The sequence below is a fragment of the Rossellomorea sp. NPDC071047 genome (genome assembly GCF_050270195.1).
Lineage (GTDB): Bacteria > Bacillota > Bacilli > Bacillales > Bacillaceae_B > Rossellomorea.
In genome coordinates, this window is sequence record NZ_JBNNJT010000001.1 from 362,455 (window position 1) to 379,025 (window position 16,571).

17 protein-coding genes are annotated in these 16,571 nt (G+C 42.2%); 14 read left to right on the top strand and 3 right to left on the bottom strand.

The window, feature by feature from the left end:
* Nucleotides 1-494: 494 nt before the first annotated feature.
* The 5 genes from ACQKFO_RS01790 (at nucleotide 495) to ACQKFO_RS01810 (ending at nucleotide 4,334) form a co-directional block, all read left to right on the top strand.
* On the top strand, nucleotides 495-1,277 hold the full coding sequence (locus tag ACQKFO_RS01790) for a transporter substrate-binding domain-containing protein (protein ID WP_427596597.1): 783 nt from the start codon (nucleotides 495-497) through the stop codon (nucleotides 1,275-1,277).
* 69 nt (nucleotides 1,278-1,346) lie between these two features.
* On the top strand, nucleotides 1,347-2,006 hold the full coding sequence (locus ACQKFO_RS01795; protein ID WP_427597764.1) for an amino acid ABC transporter permease: 660 nt from the start codon (nucleotides 1,347-1,349) through the stop codon (nucleotides 2,004-2,006).
* A complete protein-coding gene (locus tag ACQKFO_RS01800) occupies nucleotides 1,999-2,715 on the top strand; it encodes an amino acid ABC transporter ATP-binding protein (protein WP_427596598.1) in 717 nt (238 codons plus the stop codon). The genes ACQKFO_RS01795 and ACQKFO_RS01800 overlap by 8 nt, the downstream gene beginning before the upstream one ends.
* 107 nt (nucleotides 2,716-2,822) lie before the next feature.
* The gene (locus ACQKFO_RS01805; RefSeq protein ID WP_427596599.1) at nucleotides 2,823-3,809 is read left to right on the top strand and encodes an aromatic acid exporter family protein; all 987 of its coding nucleotides are present in this window, start codon (nucleotides 2,823-2,825) and stop codon (nucleotides 3,807-3,809) included.
* Between the two features lie 21 nt (nucleotides 3,810-3,830).
* Nucleotides 3,831-4,334, top strand: coding sequence for a L,D-transpeptidase (locus ACQKFO_RS01810; RefSeq protein ID WP_427596600.1), 504 nt, complete (start codon nucleotides 3,831-3,833; stop codon nucleotides 4,332-4,334).
* Between the two features lie 49 nt (nucleotides 4,335-4,383).
* Here ACQKFO_RS01810 and prli42 read toward each other — a convergent pair whose 3' ends face one another.
* Nucleotides 4,384-4,479 carry a stressosome-associated protein Prli42 gene (gene prli42, locus ACQKFO_RS01815; RefSeq protein ID WP_148969555.1) on the bottom strand — a complete coding sequence of 32 codons (96 nt, stop codon included), beginning with the start codon at nucleotides 4,477-4,479 and terminating at the stop codon, nucleotides 4,384-4,386.
* Between the two features lie 190 nt (nucleotides 4,480-4,669).
* Between prli42 and mce the strand changes: the two genes are divergently transcribed.
* The 9 genes from mce (at nucleotide 4,670) to ACQKFO_RS01860 (ending at nucleotide 13,814) form a co-directional block, all read left to right on the top strand.
* A complete protein-coding gene (mce, locus tag ACQKFO_RS01820) occupies nucleotides 4,670-5,083 on the top strand; it encodes a methylmalonyl-CoA epimerase (RefSeq protein ID WP_427596601.1) in 414 nt (137 codons plus the stop codon).
* A 4-nt stretch (nucleotides 5,084-5,087) separates the two neighbouring features.
* Nucleotides 5,088-6,635 (top strand): acyl-CoA carboxylase subunit beta, encoded by a 1,548-nt coding sequence (locus ACQKFO_RS01825; protein ID WP_427596602.1) that lies wholly within the window; start codon nucleotides 5,088-5,090, stop codon nucleotides 6,633-6,635.
* Nucleotides 6,636-6,711: 76 nt separating this feature from the next.
* Complete coding sequence (locus ACQKFO_RS01830) at nucleotides 6,712-7,836, top strand: tripeptidase T (protein WP_427596603.1); 1,125 nt, start codon at nucleotides 6,712-6,714, stop codon at nucleotides 7,834-7,836.
* A gap of 292 nt (nucleotides 7,837-8,128) precedes the next feature.
* Complete coding sequence (locus tag ACQKFO_RS01835) at nucleotides 8,129-8,599, top strand: chemotaxis protein CheW (protein WP_427596604.1); 471 nt, start codon at nucleotides 8,129-8,131, stop codon at nucleotides 8,597-8,599.
* Between the two features lie 21 nt (nucleotides 8,600-8,620).
* Complete coding sequence (locus ACQKFO_RS01840; protein WP_427596605.1) at nucleotides 8,621-9,874, top strand: DNA polymerase IV; 1,254 nt, start codon at nucleotides 8,621-8,623, stop codon at nucleotides 9,872-9,874.
* A 202-nt stretch (nucleotides 9,875-10,076) separates the two neighbouring features.
* On the top strand, nucleotides 10,077-11,483 hold the full coding sequence (gndA, locus tag ACQKFO_RS01845; protein ID WP_427596606.1) for an NADP-dependent phosphogluconate dehydrogenase: 1,407 nt from the start codon (nucleotides 10,077-10,079) through the stop codon (nucleotides 11,481-11,483).
* A 195-nt stretch (nucleotides 11,484-11,678) separates the two neighbouring features.
* Nucleotides 11,679-12,236 carry a GNAT family N-acetyltransferase gene (locus tag ACQKFO_RS01850; RefSeq protein ID WP_427596607.1) on the top strand — a complete coding sequence of 186 codons (558 nt, stop codon included), beginning with the start codon at nucleotides 11,679-11,681 and terminating at the stop codon, nucleotides 12,234-12,236.
* 54 nt (nucleotides 12,237-12,290) lie between these two features.
* Nucleotides 12,291-13,307, top strand: coding sequence for a serine hydrolase domain-containing protein (locus ACQKFO_RS01855; RefSeq protein ID WP_427596608.1), 1,017 nt, complete (start codon nucleotides 12,291-12,293; stop codon nucleotides 13,305-13,307).
* Nucleotides 13,308-13,334: 27 nt separating this feature from the next.
* Entirely contained in the window at nucleotides 13,335-13,814 is a 480-nt protein-coding gene (locus tag ACQKFO_RS01860) for an N-acetyltransferase family protein (protein ID WP_427596609.1), read from the top strand.
* Nucleotides 13,815-13,889: 75 nt separating this feature from the next.
* Here the strand turns inward: ACQKFO_RS01860 and ACQKFO_RS01865 are convergent, their stop codons facing one another.
* Entirely contained in the window at nucleotides 13,890-14,510 is a 621-nt protein-coding gene (locus ACQKFO_RS01865; RefSeq protein ID WP_427596610.1) for a cyclase family protein, read from the bottom strand.
* Nucleotides 14,511-14,526: 16 nt separating this feature from the next.
* Entirely contained in the window at nucleotides 14,527-16,029 is a 1,503-nt protein-coding gene (gene zwf / locus ACQKFO_RS01870; protein ID WP_427596611.1) for a glucose-6-phosphate dehydrogenase, read from the bottom strand.
* Between the last annotated feature and the right edge of the window lie 542 nt (nucleotides 16,030-16,571).

Sequence of the window (16,571 nt, forward strand, 5' to 3'; positions counted from 1 at the left end):
CAGGTAGAGTGAGAAGCTTGACGGGTTTTTTATGTTGGTTGTGGAAGTTGGAACTGGCGAATTCCTTTTTTTACCAAGATACGCAATTCCCTCTCAAAATGACGCAATTAAGGATTATGAAGGGGGATTTGGTTCTTAAATTGCCGAGAAGCTTTATCCATCTCTAAGATCTCGATTAAAATGATCCTTCTTACCGAATCCATACTCAATTCCTCTCAATTATCAGTGAAACTTACCTCAATTGTGACAGCCAGAAGTTACGACGACGCTCAAATCCACTATTAATGCATATAATTTGAATAATATTCATCCTTCTCTATTTACTCTGCCTTATAAAAACCTAAAAAAAAACACTATAATTTTCAGAAAATATAAACATTTATCTATAATTATAGAAACTATTGCATAAATATTTATCTTTGCTACAATACGAATATAGTAATTAATATACATTATATATTATATTTATACATTTCAATCGAGGAGGAATTACAATGAAAAAGATAGTATCTCTTATTTTAGTATTAATCATTTCTACTACTCTTGCTGCGTGTGGTGGAGGAGAAGAGAATGCAGAAACCGCTTCAGGTGAAGCAAAAAAACTGATTATGGGTACGTCGGCTGACTATAAACCATTTGAATACGTGGATACGGCAAACAGTGATGAATTTATCGGGTACGACATCGATTTGGCTCATATGCTGGCAGATGAACTTGGTTATGAAATTGAGATCAAAGATATGGAGTTCAGCGGATTAATTTCAGCTCTTAAAACCGGCCAGGTGGACTTTGTGCTTTCAGCTATGACCCCTACCCCGGAACGACAAAAGAACGTTGACTTCAGTGATGTCTATTACACAGCAAAAGATATGATCATCTCAACAAAAGAGAGCGGAATTCAAAGTGAAAAGGATCTTGATGGGAAATCGGTGGGTGTTCAGTTAGGTTCCATCCAGCAGGATGCTGCAGAAGAGCTTTCCACATCGATCCCATTAAAAGTGGAGACCCGTGACCGTATTCCTGAGCTGATACAGGATCTGCAGAATGGACGCTTTGATGCCATTATCATAGAAAATACAGTAGCAAATGGTTATTTGGATAAAAATAAAGAGCTTCAAGGAAATACAATGGACGTGAACGAAGAAGAGGCCGGTTCTGCCGTAGCACTTCCAAAGGACAGTGAGCTTACAGGCAAATTCAACGATGCATTGAAAAAGCTCGAAGAAAATGGAGAATTGGATAAACTGGCTGAAAAGTGGTTTGATGGAGAACAGTAGATTGATAGAATGGCTAACCCATCATCGGTTAGCCATTCCTATTTAACAGCAAGATTGGAGGAGAATACAATGCCACTTGATTTTCAACAACTGATCCCTTCGATTCCTTTTATTTTGGAAGGATTGAAGGTCACTCTTAAAATTGTAGGGTTAGCAGGAATACTTGGATTTGCCTTCGGTATTCTGCTTGCTCTTTGTAAAATAAGTTCCATCAAACCTTTAACATTCCTTGCAGATATTTATACATCGGTTTTTCGGGGGACTCCTTTAGTTCTGCAATTAATGATCATCTTTTATGGTTCGCCTCAGCTTTTTGGAACTCAGATCGAACCGTACACAGCAGCCATCCTTTCTTTTTCACTTAATTCAGCTGCCTATATATCCGAGATCATCCGTGCAGGAATCAATGCAGTGGATAAAGGTCAAAAGGAAGCGGCCATGGCTCTTGGTGTTCCGTATCGTTTGATGATGAAAGACGTGATTCTGCCTCAGGCGATTAAAAACATTTTGCCTGCCTTAATGAATGAATTTATCACCCTTACGAAGGAATCGGCCATCGTTACCGTAATCGGAGCAGCCGATGTAATGAGACGTTCGTATATGGTAGGTAGTGATTTGTATTCCTTTTTCGAACCACTCCTATTTGCAGGACTGATCTATTATGTGCTTGTCATGATACTAACTTTGTTAGGGAAAGCGCTGGAAGGGAGACTACGTGGGAATGATTAAAGCAGAAAAAATCACCAAATCGTTTGGAAAGCTTCAAGTTTTGAAAGGTATAGATTTTTCCGTGGAAAAAGGGGAGGTTATCGCATTGATCGGCCCTTCCGGTTCAGGGAAATCCACTCTGCTCCGCTGCCTGAATTATTTAGAGGAACCGACTTCAGGATCGATATACTTTGAAGAAGCTGTTGTGAAAGGCAAGAATATAAGCAAAGTGAGACAAGATATAGGCATGGTATTTCAACACTTTCACCTCTTTCCTCATATGACAGCGTTGGAAAACGTGATCTACGCTCCAGTGAAAGTGAAGGGGCTAAACAGAACAGAAACAAAAAAATTAGGGACGGACCTTCTAAAAAAGGTCGGTTTGGAAGAAAAGAGTGATGAATACCCAAACCGTTTATCAGGAGGCCAAAAGCAGCGTGTAGCGATTGCGAGGGCACTTGCCATGGAACCGAAAGTGATGCTTTTTGACGAACCGACATCTGCACTGGATCCGGAAATGGTCAAAGAGGTACTGGAAGTCATGAAGTCACTTGCTCATTCAGGGATGACGATGATCATTGTAACCCATGAAATGGGCTTTGCCAGAGAAGTGGCAGACAGAGTCTTATTCATGGATGATGGTAAGATCGTCGAAGAAGGAGAGCCGCTTCCGTTTTTCTCGAACCCGCAAAGCGACAGGGGAAAAGAATTCTTAGAAAAAATACTTTAAACGATGGAAGGATTAGCGAACAGTTTCGTTAATCCTCCTTTTTATGTTCAAGGGGAATTATGGTATTCTATAGTAGCTAAAAAAAGAAAGAGTTAGGAGAAAAATCAATGTTTCGAATCGGGTATCGAACACTTAAGACTGGAATCGGCACAGCGGTTGCGATCAGCATTGCACAGTGGTTTCAGTTGGATAACTTTGTATCAGCCGGGATTTTGACGATACTGTGCATTCAGAACACGAAGAAGAAATCGGTTAACGCTTCATGGAGCCGGTTCCTGGCCTGTGTGATTGCCATGGTGATTTCGGCTGCTTTCTTTGAGTTCATTGCTTATCATCCTGCCGTAATCGGCTTGTTATTACTTGTGTTCATTCCGATAACGGTAGCGCTGAATATCAAAGAAGGAATCGTCACCAGTTCCGTTATCATTTTACATATTTATTCGGCAGGTAAGGTAACCATGGGGCTTTTCGAGAATGAATTAGGCATCATTGTCATCGGGATCGGGATCGCTCTTGTTATGAATTTGTATATGCCGAGCGTTGATAAAAAGATGATCGAATATCAAGAAAGGATCGAAGCCAATTTCTATAAAATCTTTTGTGAGATGATCAACTACCTCCGAACAAATGATAGCCAATGGGATGGAAGAGAAATCACTGAAACAGAACAATTACTTAAAGAAGCGAAGACTATAGCATTTAAAGATGTTGAAAATCACTTTTTACGGCATGAGAACTTATATTATTTGTATTTTAAAATGAGGGAAAAACAGTTCGAAATCCTACAACGTATCTTACCGATTGCGACATCGATCTCATTGACGGTAGAGCAAGGACATCGGATTGCAGAATTTCTGGATGAGCTTAGTGATCACATACATCCGGGAAACACGGCCCTGTTTTATTTGAAAAAATTGTACGATATGAAAGTGGAGTTTGAACAGATGGATTTACCGAAGACGAGGGAAGAATTCGAAACCCGCGCCGCTCTCTATCAATTTGTTCAAGAGATGGAGCAGTATCTTCTTCTGAAAAGCTCATTTAAAGGAATAAAGAAGGATGAAAAAGAACAAAAGGAAGTAAACTACACCTAAAACACGAAAAAAGGTGATAGGATGCGTATACTTCTTGCCATTATCTTGTTCGCTTCTCCCATATGGCCCCTTGGAAGGAATCCACTTCCCGGGGATCCATTTATTATCGTGAACAAGGAAAGTAATCAATTAGCCTTCATAGACGACGGGAAGGTTCAGCACACATTCCCGGTAGCAACAGGGAAAACGACGACCCTCACCCCGGAAGGACTATTTAATGTAACAGTCAAAGCTAAGAACCCTTATTACCGTAAGAAAAACATACCCGGTGGAGACCCACGGAATCCATTGGGGTCGAGGTGGATCGGATTTGACGCCGAGGGGACAGACGGAAGGATCTATGGAATCCACGGAACGAATCAACCTTCAAGCATAGGAAAATATATCTCAAATGGATGTATCCGAATGCACAATAAACATGTCGAATATCTGTTTGATCAGGTGCCAGTCGGAACAAAGGTTCTAGTAGCCAAAACGAACAAAAGCTTCTATCAGCTTGGAAAAGATCACGGTGCGATAAAATAAAAAGGATCTGCTAATCGACCCGGTCGAAAAGCAGATCCTTTGTTTTCTATTATAATAAGAAAGTCAGTCCCGCCATGATTGTCGACGCAATCATCGCAAACAACATGACAAATACAATTATTTTTTGTAATTTTTTATTGCCCATTGTATCTCTCCATTCTTCATCTCACCTTAAAGAGGCGATTTTCAACTCTATTTTATCGTGAATAGTGAGAGAAGACAACCATTGGAATAAAAGAAAACGCTTTAATTATTCGCCGGATTAGGAGGGAATTCGACAACATTTATCGAATACTATACGGGTGGAGCATGTAAACAACAGGGGGATGATAGGGATGAAAAAGGTAGACCACATCGGAATAGCAGTATCATCAATAGACGATGTTCTTCCATTTTACGAAGATACTCTTGGTCTTTCACTCGTCAAGGTCGAAGAAGTGGGAAATCAAGGTGTGAAAGTAGCGTTCATTGATGGTGGAAATATCAAGCTTGAATTACTTGAACCACTACATAAAGAAAGTCCGATTGCCAAGTTCATTGAGAAAAAGGGAGAAGGTATTCACCATATTGCCTTTGGTGTCGAGGGAATTGAAGAACGGATCAAGGAACTGCAAGCCAAGGGAGTCCGGATGATCAACGAAACACCAAAAACGGGAGCCGGCGGAGCTGCAGTTGCCTTCATGCATCCAAAGTCAGCGTACGGTGTACTATATGAACTATGTGATAAATCAAACATCAAAGGGGAGTAACATAATGGATATCTATGAAAAGATTAATGAATTATATGATCGCAGAAGAGAAGTAGAATTAGGCGGCGGGGATAAAAAAATAGATAAGCAGCACGAAAAAGGAAAACTGACTGCGAGAGAACGAATCGATATTTTAGTGGATCCGGGCAGCTTTGTAGAGCTGAATCCATTCATTGAGCATCGCTGTTCAGACTTTGGGCTGGACGGGGTTCAGGGCCCTGGGGATGGAGTCGTTACAGGTTATGGGAAAGTTAATGGAAAACCCATTTACTTATTTTCTCAGGATTTCACGGTATTTGGCGGAGCATTGGGGGAAATGCATGCGAAGAAGATTTCACATGTCATGGATCTGGCTGTCAAAAATGGTGCTCCATTCATTGGATTAAATGATTCAGGTGGTGCAAGAATTCAAGAAGGTGTCGTTTCTTTAGATGGATACGGACACATCTTCTATCGAAACTCCATTTATTCCGGAGTGATTCCACAAATCTCCGTGATCATGGGACCATGCGCAGGAGGAGCGGTTTATTCCCCTGCTATCACGGATTTTGTGTTTATGGTGGATGATACAAGTCAAATGTTCATCACAGGACCCAAAGTAATTGAAACAGTTACCGGTGAGAAAATCAGTTCGGAAGATTTAGGCGGTGCGAAGGTCCACAACTCCATCAGCGGGAATGCTCATTTCAGAGGGAAAACGGAAGAAGAGGTCCTTCTTGAGGTTCGAAGACTATTAGCGTATTTACCACAAAATAATGAAGAGAAGCCTCCTCGTTTGGAAGTGGATGAAGAAGATGATTATCGTGGGAATTTAACGGACCTGATTCCATTCGATGCTATCCGTCCTTACGATGTCCGCACGGTCATCAATGAAATTGTGGATGAAGACAGCTTTATGGAGGTTCAGAAGGAATTTGCAAGAAATATCGTCGTAGGACTGGCCCGTATCAAAGGGGAAGTCGTTGGCCTTGTCTGTAATCAGCCGAAGTTCATGGCAGGAGGGCTCGACATTGATTCCTCTGATAAAGCAGCCCGTTTTATTCGTTTCTGTGATTCCTTCAATATCCCATTGATCACTTTTGAAGATGTAACTGGTTTCTTTCCTGGAATCAAGCAGGAACATGGCGGGATCATCCGACACGGTGCAAAAATCCTCTATGCCTATTCAGAAGCTACCGTTCCAAAAATGACGGTGATTTTACGAAAAGCCTATGGAGGTGCTTATGTTGCACTAAACAGTAAGTCCATCGGGGCTGATTTAGTTTTTGCATGGCCAAATGCGGAAATCGCAGTGATGGGTCCTCAAGGGGCAGCGAATATTATTTTTGCCCGGGAGATTGCAAACAGTGAGAATCCGGATGAACTTCGTGAACAAAAGATCGAGGAATATCGTGAGAAATTTGCGAACCCATATGTCGCCGCGTCCCGTGGAATGGTGGATGACGTCATAGATCCCCGTGAAACCCGGATCAAATTGATTCAAGGATTGGAGATGATGAGAAATAAACGGGAAGAGAGACCAAAGAAAAAGCACGGAAATATTCCATTGTAGAAGCGATACCATTTGTTGAACCGGCCTATTCACGCTATACTATAGAAGTGAATACATAATTGTGGAGGTCGACTAAATGATTAATCATGAACGTTTATTGAATGAATTCCTGGAATTGGTACAAATCGATTCTGAAACGAAGGAAGAAGCGGAAATCGCGAAAGTATTAACACAAAAATTCTCTGACCTTGGAGTAGAGGTATTTGAAGATGACACGATGGGTGAAACGGGACATGGTGCAGGAAACCTGATCTGTACGCTGAAAGGGAACAAAGAAGGCGTGGATACCATCTACTTCACTTCTCATATGGATACAGTTGTTCCTGCAAAAGGGGTTAAGCCAACGCTTAAAGATGATGGCTATATTTACTCTGACGGCACGACCATTCTCGGAGCCGATGATAAAGCGGGACTCGCAACGATGCTTGAATCTGTTCGAGTACTTAAAGAGAACAATATCTCTCACGGTGATATTCAGTTCATCATTACGGTAGGGGAAGAATCAGGACTGGTCGGAGCGAAAGCACTGGATTCTTCACTAGTAAAAGCGAAATACGGTTTCGCCCTTGATAGTGACGGAAAAGTCGGGAATATCATCGTGGCTGCTCCTACACAAGCGAAAGTGAGAGCGACGATATATGGGAAAACAGCACATGCCGGTGTAGCACCTGAAAAAGGCGTCTCTGCCATAACGATTGCGGCTAAAGCGATTTCAAAAATGCCACTCGGACGCATCGACGACGAAACGACTGCAAACATCGGACGCTTCGAAGGTGGAAAAGCAACGAACATCGTATGTGAACAAGCGGATATACTTGCAGAAGCGCGTTCACTCGTCCCTGAAAAAATGGAAGCTCAAGTAGAGAAGATGAAAGCTGCATTCGAATCCGTAGCAGAAGAAATGGGCGGAAAAGCAGAAGTTGAAGTACAGGTGATGTATCCAGGCTTCAAGTTCAAAGACGGTGACGAAGTAGTCGAAGTGGCAAAACGCGCCGCGAAGAAAATCGGTCGTCCAAGCGAGCTTCTTACAAGCGGAGGCGGAAGTGACGCCAACGTCATCGCAGGTTTCGGAGTGCCGACAGTCAACTTGGCAGTAGGATATGAAGAAATTCATACGAAGAGCGAAAGAATGCCTGTTGAAGAACTGAACAAGCTCTCTGAAATGGTTGTAGCGATCATTCAAGAGGTAGCAGGGGAATAGAAAAGCGGAAGGGGCTCGCCCTGGGACGACAAGCATAAGACGAGAAACCCGGAAAGGCGCTTTTTGCCTTTTGGGGTTACTTGGCTTATGACCTCGAGTCCCAAGCTCCTGTAGCTGGACAAATAGAAAAGCGGAAGGGGCTCGCCTTATGGCCTCCGCAGCTTGATATATCAAATGTCCATGTTCAAAGGTTTCCCTTTGAACATGGACATTTTCTTCTTTTACCTAACCTTTCTGAAATATGGTACATTAGAAGTATACATATTAGAAGTTTAAGAGGGGACGTTATACAATGCCGAAAGTAGTTGTTTTTCATGCTGGAAAAGAAGAATATGCTCTACCGATTGAGAACGTAGTTTCGATTGAAAAAGTGGAAGAAGTGAGAGCCATCCCTCATCTGCCTTCATTTGTCCTTGGACTTGTTAAGGTCAGGGGAGAGCTGATCCCTGTCCTTGATTTAGCAAATATCCTTTATGACACGAATGCAGGTGCAGAAACAGGTATGTTTCTTCTCGTCGTTCATACAGAAACAATGCAGATCGGTTTGGTCGTCAAGGAAGCGAAGGAAATTCTTGAAGTACCGGATGACTCATTTACAAACGTAGGTTTACTTGCGTATTCAAAAACAAACTTTTTCTCAGGAATCATCAATCTTGAAGATTCGCTCATCACCCAGATTGACCCCGATGTTTTAGTAGAGGGTTTAGAAGGTATTAGAGAGATAAAGGATTACGTAAACAAGCAAAAAACCCATCAAAATTAGACAAAGAAAGCCGCGATTTAAATGAACTCACATTATCCAAAAAACGGACGAGTGATCCTTCATGTTGATATGAATAGCTTTTATGCCTCTGTCGAAATGGCTTTTGACCCGACATTGAGGGGCAAACCATTAGCTATTGCCGGGAATCCCCAAGAGAGACGAGGCATTATCGTGACATGCAGCTACGAAGCGAGAAGCTTCGGAGTGAAAACGACAATGCCTCTTTGGGAAGCCAAAAAATTGTGCCCTCAGCTCATAATCATGACGCCTAACTTTGACCGTTACCGTGCAGCCTCCAAAGGAATATTTGATATCCTCAGACAATATTCAGAATTAGTGGAGCCTGTCTCGATTGATGAGGGATATCTGGATATCACGGACTCCTTTGAAAAAGGCACCCCTTTACAAATTGCGTCAGATATTCAATCCCAAATTAAAAGTCAACTCGACCTTCCCTGCAGCATCGGGGTGGCCCCTAACAAATTCCTGGCCAAAACCGCTTCAGACATGAAAAAGCCCATGGGAATCACCGTGCTAAGAAAGCGTGATATCCCTGAAAAGCTTTGGCCCCTTCCCGTCATCGAAATGCACGGCATTGGACAGAAGACAGCAGAAAAGCTCAATTCGTTCGGTATCCATATCTGCCATGATCTCGCACATGCCAATGATATACAGCTGAAATCACTGCTTGGAATCAATGGTCTCCGCCTCAAAGAACGCGCCAACGGGATCGATAGGCGAAGCGTGGACCCTGATTCGATCTATGATTATAAAAGCGTTGGGAACTCCACTACTTTACCAAAGGATACAACGAACCAGCACGAGCTATTAATGGTTGTAGAGAGACTATGTGCAAAAGTGTCATCACGCCTGCAGCAGAAAGACGTTCTGGGGATGACGATCCAGCTCATGATCAGGGATAAATTCAGAAAAACCATTACGAGAAGCAAGAAGTTGGAAAATCCGATATATAAAAAAGAAGATTTATTTCATTATGCTAAAGACTTATTTTTGAAGCACTGGGATGGAGATCCCGTAAGACTTTTGGGGGTCACCGCCCAGGATATTGTGGAAAAAAGTGAAGCAACCGAACAACTGGACCTGTTCTCTTATAAAAGAGTTGCAGAAAAGGAACCCCTGTACAATGTGTTATCACAGCTTCAGGATAAGTTCGGGAAAGATTCCATCTCCCAAGGAATAAAAGGGAAGAACAAGAAGAAGACCTTTGACTCAAAACAGGACACAAGCTTCAACAAAGACTTTCTGAGGGAATGACCCAGGAAGAATGAGGACACCTTAAGGTAGATAGCCCACACATCAAACGGATTATTTGCATCACCGCACTATTCTTGTTAGATTGAAATAGAGTGTGAGACTAGGTTTTGAAAAGTAATCAACTGGAGTTTTCCTACATAATGTTGGTTGATTTTAAAAAAAAAAAAAACCAGTATTCTATAAATGAAAGGATGTTAATGGCATGTCTCAAGAAATTGGTGTTATCGGTTTAGCCGTAATGGGTAAAAACTTAGCTTGGAATATTGAGAGCAGAGGGTATTCTGTTTCTGTATATAATCGTTCCCGTGAAAAAACGGATGAAATGATAAGCGAATCTGAAGGAAAGAATGTCGTTCCTACATATACGATTGAAGAATTCGTTAATTCTCTAGAAAAGCCTAGAAAGATCCTCTTGATGGTAAAAGCAGGAAATCCAACTGATGCAACCATCGAACAATTAAAGCCGTTCCTGGAAAAAGGGGACATTCTGATCGACGGAGGAAATACGTTCTTCAAAGATACGCGCCGCCGCAATCACGAATTAAGCGAATTAGGGATTCACTTCATCGGAACCGGTGTCTCCGGTGGAGAAGAAGGTGCTCTTACCGGTCCTTCCATCATGCCTGGTGGACAGAAGGAAGCGTACGACCTTGTCGCTCCTATCTTAAAAGACATTGCAGCGAAAGTCGATGGAGACCCTTGTACGACGTATATCGGTCCTGATGGCGCGGGTCACTATGTGAAAATGGTGCACAACGGCATCGAGTACGGGGATATGCAGCTGATTGCAGAATCGTACTTCCTGATGAAAAATGTCCTGGGCTTAAGTGCCGAGGAACTGCATGAAGTGTTTGCCGAATGGAATAAAGGCGAGCTTGATAGCTATCTCATCGAAATCACAGCAGATATCTTCACGAAGAAGGACGAGGAAACAGGAAAACCCATGGTCGATGTCATCCTGGACAAAGCAGGACAAAAGGGTACTGGAAAATGGACAAGCCAGAGTGCGTTAGATTTAGGTGTTTCCTTACCGATCATCACAGAATCTGTCTTTGCCCGTTTCATCTCAGCCATTAAAGATGAACGTGTGAAAGCAAGCAAAATGCTAAAAGGGCCTGACACAAAACCATTCCAAGGCGATAAAAAAGCGTTGGTTGAGTCAATCCGTAAAGCTCTTTACATGAGCAAGATTTGTTCTTATGCTCAAGGCTTCGCTCAAATGCGCTCTGCATCTGATGAGTATAAATGGGATCTTCAATACGGGGATATCGCGATGATCTTCCGCGGAGGATGCATCATCCGCGCTCAATTCCTGCAAAAGATCAAAGAAGCTTACGACCGTGAATCAAAACTTTCAAACCTTCTATTAGATCCTTATTTCAAAGAGATCGTAGAAAGTTACCAATACGCACTTCGCGAAGTCATCAGCGTAGCCGTTCAAAACGGTGTACCGGTACCCGGCTTCTCTGCGGCCCTGTCATACTACGATAGCTACCGTACAGAAACCCTGCCAGCAAACCTGATCCAGGCTCAGCGTGATTACTTCGGTGCCCATACGTATGAGCGCGTAGACAAAGAAGGAACATTCCATACTGAGTGGATGAAATAATCGAATGAGTATAGCCCCTTTCCTTTTAGGAGAGGGGTTTTTATAATGAAAAAATCAACAGGGTATATTAAAAGATATTAAATTATCAGAATTTTGTCGTAAGCGAGAGATAGGATGTGTTACCATAATATTGCATAAACAATAGGTAAGGAGAACAAAGGAATGAATTTCAGGTTAGTCAAGGAGTGATTTCCAGTGCCCGCCATTGAAATAAGAAGACCACGCACAGAAGACCGAGAAGAACTGAATCAATTTTTTTCTAAAGTCATTAAACATACCTTTTACAAAGAAGGTTTAGAAGAGCTGCTTAATGACATCGAAAATGAAATAGAGTACAAGAATCAGTACTTAAAAAGTGACTTGGACACCAATGGGGTGAACCGATACTTTCTAATCGCTTTAGACAAGAAAAATGCTCTCATCATCGGAACGGTTGAATACGGTCCAGCCAGTGAACTGATCACCACCTGCACAGATGGAGCGATAAAAGAGATGTATGAGGTCGGAACGGTGTTTGTGCATCCCGATTATCAAGGACGTGGTGTAGGTACATTACTATTAAACGTCATGTTCCTTACTCTCCTAAACAAGGGGATCGAGGAATTCTGTTTGGACAGCGGGTACGCCAATGCCCAAAAGATATGGAAGCGGAAATTTGGTGAACCCCATTATTGGCTGAAGGATTATTGGAGTGATGGGGCTGATCATATGATCTGGAAGAAATCATTGAAAGATATGCCCATCATCTTTTAAGAGTGAGTTTACTTAATATAAGATCATTACTATGGAGAACCATTGGGGGATAAGATGAAACCACTAGCAAACAATATTCAGAAGCATATGGAAGAGTATCGTGTAACGGGATTAAGCACGGCAACCATTGATGGTAGCAGTATCAGAAGTACAGAATGTTTCGGATTACTCGAAGCAGGAACGGATAAACGGGTGGACAGTGATTCGGTATTCAGTGCTTGTTCAATCAGTAAATTTCTAACCTCCGTATTGGTGCTGACATTGACAGAACAAGGCATTCTGGATATTGATGAGGATGTGAATAATAAGCTTTCATCATGGAAGGTCCCACTACATGGATATTATGGAAGAGTTACCTTAAGACATTTACTTAGTCACCAATCCGGGATAGTCGATCCTGAAGGAAGCTTCAATGAACTTAATTCGAAGTTTGGTACGCCGACGATGGTTGATCTGTTACAAGGTAAAACCGCTTATTGTAAGGTCCCAATTGAATTGAAATATGAGCCAGGAAGCGACTTTCACTATTCCGATGCAGGCTTTTGTATCATACAACTGTTGATAGAAGATGTTACTGGGAACCCTTTTTCGGAAGTCATGAGCGAACATCTTTTTCAGCCATTACATATGGTAAATAGCACATTTGATCCTCCTTCTCAAAATGTCTCATGTGGTCATACGAATGAAGGAAAAGTTGTGAATGACAAACATCCGATTTATCCGTATCCTGCTGCTTCGGGACTGTGGACAACCCCAACAGATTTAGCACTTGTAGTGGTTGAACTCATGCATGCATTAAAAGGGAAAAGCAAACTCAAACTTTCGGCAAGTAAAGCAGCTGAAATGATCCATCCACAAGGTGATAAGGCATGGACTGGACTGGGGGTTTTCCTGGATCAAAACGACAAGGGGATCGAAATATCATCGCTTGGGTGGGGCGTCGGTTTTCAATGTATGATGGTGGCCTATCCTCAACTGGAAAGGGGTTTGGTCATCATGACCAATACAGATTTAGGTGTTCATCAATTAAAAGGGATCATTGGTGACGTGTATAAGTCTTTTTTTAAATGATTGATTGACACAAAAGGGGGAATCAAATTGAAGTTTGTCTTAAGAGAAGCGACCTTAGACGATTACGAAAAAATAAAACCAATCCATAAAGAGGTTCACGATCTCCACGTTTCAGGAAGGCCCGATCGATACAAACCGACTGTACATACGTTGGACATGGATTACTATAAGGGGTTGATTATGAACGATGATGCGGGAGTGTTTGTGATCGATCTTTGCGATGAAATCATTGCCTTTACATTTTTAAGGAAGAACGAGACCCCTGACCGAGAAACTTTAGTGAAAAAAGAATATGTCTTTATAGAAGACTTCGGAGTAACAGAAAAATATAAACAAAAAGGATTAGGAAAACAACTGTTTACTAAAGCAGTAGAATTTACAAAGGGAACAGGAGCCGAAAGCCTGGAGCTCGGTGTCTGGGAATTTAATGATACGGCTATTGAGTTTTATGAAGCAATGGGAATGAGGACCCAGGCGAGGAAAATGGAAATCAGGGTACATGACTAACCCGCGTGTGTAAGCGCATTTCTTATCAAATCAAAAAAACGACTCCCTAGTAAACTAGAGAGTCGTTTTCGGATATCACCCAATCAATTCATCAAACAACAACACACGAGCAGGTGATGCATCGGTGTTTTCAATTTTTAGTGGAGCGGCAACCATGAAGTATTGGCCGGCTTCAATGTCTTTCAGTTGAAGTCCCTCCATGATGATGACTCCGCTTCCCATTAAACTGCGGTGAGTAGGGTGTCCTTCCTGGGCTCTTTCGATACCAAGTGCATCGATTCCAACCCCTGAGATTTTTTTGTCTGCAAGATATGCTGCTGCATCTTCTGCTACATAGATGAAATCAAAATTGAATTCGGTATCCCATGAATTTTTCGTTTTCAAGAGGATGAAATCATTCTCTTCTATTTCTAATCCTTCGATATCTTTCAGGCTGATTTTCTCATCTGCTTTTGTTAGATCGAATACTTTAACAGGACGAACGAGCTGCTCGATATCGATGGTTTCGATTGTTTCACCGTCGTTGATCATATGAAGGGGAGCATCTACATGTGTTCCTGTATGAACATCCATTGAGATGCGGGACTCTGTTACATGACCATTCGTTTTCGTATCAATCGTCGGCTGTTTTTCAGGTTTATTTTTATAAACGGGCATCCCGTTAAAGATCGGGGCTGTTACATCATAAATTTTCATTGTTTCCACACCTTCCTTAGCATTGGTCTACGTCTAGATTCGCAATTGGCCACCAGTAGAAGCTATCTTTAGCCAGCAGGTTGTCGGCTGCTTTCGGACCCATTGATCCTGCTTCGTAGTTCGGGAATTCTCCGTCACGTGTATGTTCCCATACTTCAGAAATCTTATCGACGAACGCCCAGGATAGCTTCACTTCATCCCAATGGGTGAAGTTGGTTGCATCCCCGCGCAGACAATCGAATAGAAGCTTTTCGTATGCTTCCGGAGTGTTCATCCCGTCTACACTCGTATTGGCAAAGTTTAGTTTCACTGGAGTCGTTTCAATGTTTTGTCCGGATTTTTTCACGTTTAAGTGCAGAGTGATTCCTTCTTCAGGCTGAATGTGAATCACCAATAAATTCGGTGCCAGTGGCTTATCCGGATTGTAATACAGGTTCATTGGAATATCTTTGAATTGTATGACGATTTTCGTTGACTTCGTTTCCATTCTCTTTCCTGTGCGGATATAGAACGGAACGCCAGCCCAACGGAAGTTATCGATCATCAGTTTTCCTGCAACATAAGTCTCGGTATTGGATTGATCATCAACGTTGTCTGCTTCGCGATAACCTGGCAAATCCTGATTACCTGATGTTCCAGGACCATATTGACCTCGAACGAAATAATCTTTCACTTCTTCATGTTCAAACGGACGCAGGGATCGTAATACACGGACCTTTTCGCTGCGGATTTCGTCTGTCGTCAATTTGATTGGGGGCTCCATGGCAAGTAAAGCAACCATTTGAAGCAGATGGTTTTGAACCATATCGCGGAGAGCTCCACTTTTTTCGTAATAGCGTCCACGATCTTCAACACCGAGCTCTTCAGAGGAAGTGACCTGGATGTTAGAGATGTAACGATTATTCCATAAGGGTTCAAACATCGCATTGGCGAAACGGATGACTTCAATGTTTTGAACCATTTCTTTCCCAAGATAGTGGTCGATACGGTAAATTTGATCCTCAGAGAACGATTCGCGGATCTGGCTATTCAATTTTTCGGCTGAAGGCAGGTCGTGACCGAATGGTTTTTCGATGACCAGTCTTTGGAAACCGTTAGTATCGGTTACACCTTGATTCTTCAGCTGCTCCGTAATCGTTCCGAAGAATTCAGGAGCCATCGCCAGATAAAAAATGCGATTTCCTTCTAGTTCATATGTTTCATCCAGTTCATCAGAAAGATTCTTCAATGCTTTATACGAGTCACTGTTTGAAACATCATTCGGCTGATAGTAAAAATGAGAGACGAACTCATCTATGTTTTCGTTGCTGCCTAATGCTTTATGTACCGATGTTTTGACGTGTTCCTGGAACTCTTCATTCGACCATTCACGGCGTGCCACTCCTACAACGGCAAAACGCTTCGAAATTTTCCCTTTTCGGAACAAGTGATATAGAGATGGATAAAGCTTTCTTTTTGCTAAATCACCAGTGGCTCCAAAAATCGTAATGAGAGATGATGGTGCAGTTGAATTATTCAATGTCATGACCTCACTTTATCTTGTTGCTAGCTTGTTTAATGTATGTCTTCTTATTTAATATCCTATACAATTACTTAATTTTAAAGACTTATGGTTCAATTAGCAAATTATATGCTGATGACTTTTTTTATTATGCTCTTTTCGCAAAGATTGTTGTTTTTTAACAAAAAGTCTGCTTTCGCTCTGTCAATCAGTATGTGCTGGATGGTGAGGGGAACCGCTTCGCTTTCCGCGGACGTTCGGCCGAGCCTCCTCAGCTTCGCTTCCGGGGTCTCGGCACGCCCGTACTTCCGCAGGAGTCTACGCAGTTCCCCTCACCATCTATAAGAGATTTTCGTGACAGAGCTAAGAGGCAATAAAAGAAAATCTAATAGAAAACAAAGTTCGACTTTCTTAAACAGAAAATGATCTCTACTCACCTTTAATGAGGTTGTTTGCTAAAATCCTTGTATTTATTCATTTCTTTTAAGGATACATGCTCAGAAAGTTGATTCTCGCTGCAGGATGATCGACTCCTGCGGGAATAGCTGGACAGGTGAGAC

Excerpts from the sequence above, each read along its gene's own strand:
- ACQKFO_RS01800 (WP_427596598.1), top strand. The coding sequence starts at position 1,999 with ATGATTAAAGCAGAAAAAATCACCAAATCGTTTGGAAAGCTTCAAGTT.
- ACQKFO_RS01865 (WP_427596610.1), bottom strand. The coding sequence starts at position 14,510 with ATGAAAATTTATGATGTAACAGCCCCGATCTTTAACGGGATGCCCGTT.
- ACQKFO_RS01835 (WP_427596604.1), top strand. The coding sequence starts at position 8,129 with ATGCCGAAAGTAGTTGTTTTTCATGCTGGAAAAGAAGAATATGCTCTA.
- ACQKFO_RS01795 (WP_427597764.1), top strand. The coding sequence starts at position 1,347 with ATGCCACTTGATTTTCAACAACTGATCCCTTCGATTCCTTTTATTTTG.
- ACQKFO_RS01790 (WP_427596597.1), top strand. The coding sequence starts at position 495 with ATGAAAAAGATAGTATCTCTTATTTTAGTATTAATCATTTCTACTACT.
- ACQKFO_RS01840 (WP_427596605.1), top strand. The coding sequence starts at position 8,621 with ATGAACTCACATTATCCAAAAAACGGACGAGTGATCCTTCATGTTGAT.
- ACQKFO_RS01855 (WP_427596608.1), top strand. The coding sequence starts at position 12,291 with ATGAAACCACTAGCAAACAATATTCAGAAGCATATGGAAGAGTATCGT.
- gndA (WP_427596606.1), top strand. The coding sequence starts at position 10,077 with ATGTCTCAAGAAATTGGTGTTATCGGTTTAGCCGTAATGGGTAAAAAC.
- ACQKFO_RS01825 (WP_427596602.1), top strand. The coding sequence starts at position 5,088 with ATGGATATCTATGAAAAGATTAATGAATTATATGATCGCAGAAGAGAA.
- mce (WP_427596601.1), top strand. The coding sequence starts at position 4,670 with ATGAAAAAGGTAGACCACATCGGAATAGCAGTATCATCAATAGACGAT.
- prli42 (WP_148969555.1), bottom strand. The coding sequence starts at position 4,479 with ATGGGCAATAAAAAATTACAAAAAATAATTGTATTTGTCATGTTGTTT.
- ACQKFO_RS01830 (WP_427596603.1), top strand. The coding sequence starts at position 6,712 with ATGATTAATCATGAACGTTTATTGAATGAATTCCTGGAATTGGTACAA.
- ACQKFO_RS01805 (WP_427596599.1), top strand. The coding sequence starts at position 2,823 with ATGTTTCGAATCGGGTATCGAACACTTAAGACTGGAATCGGCACAGCG.
- ACQKFO_RS01810 (WP_427596600.1), top strand. The coding sequence starts at position 3,831 with ATGCGTATACTTCTTGCCATTATCTTGTTCGCTTCTCCCATATGGCCC.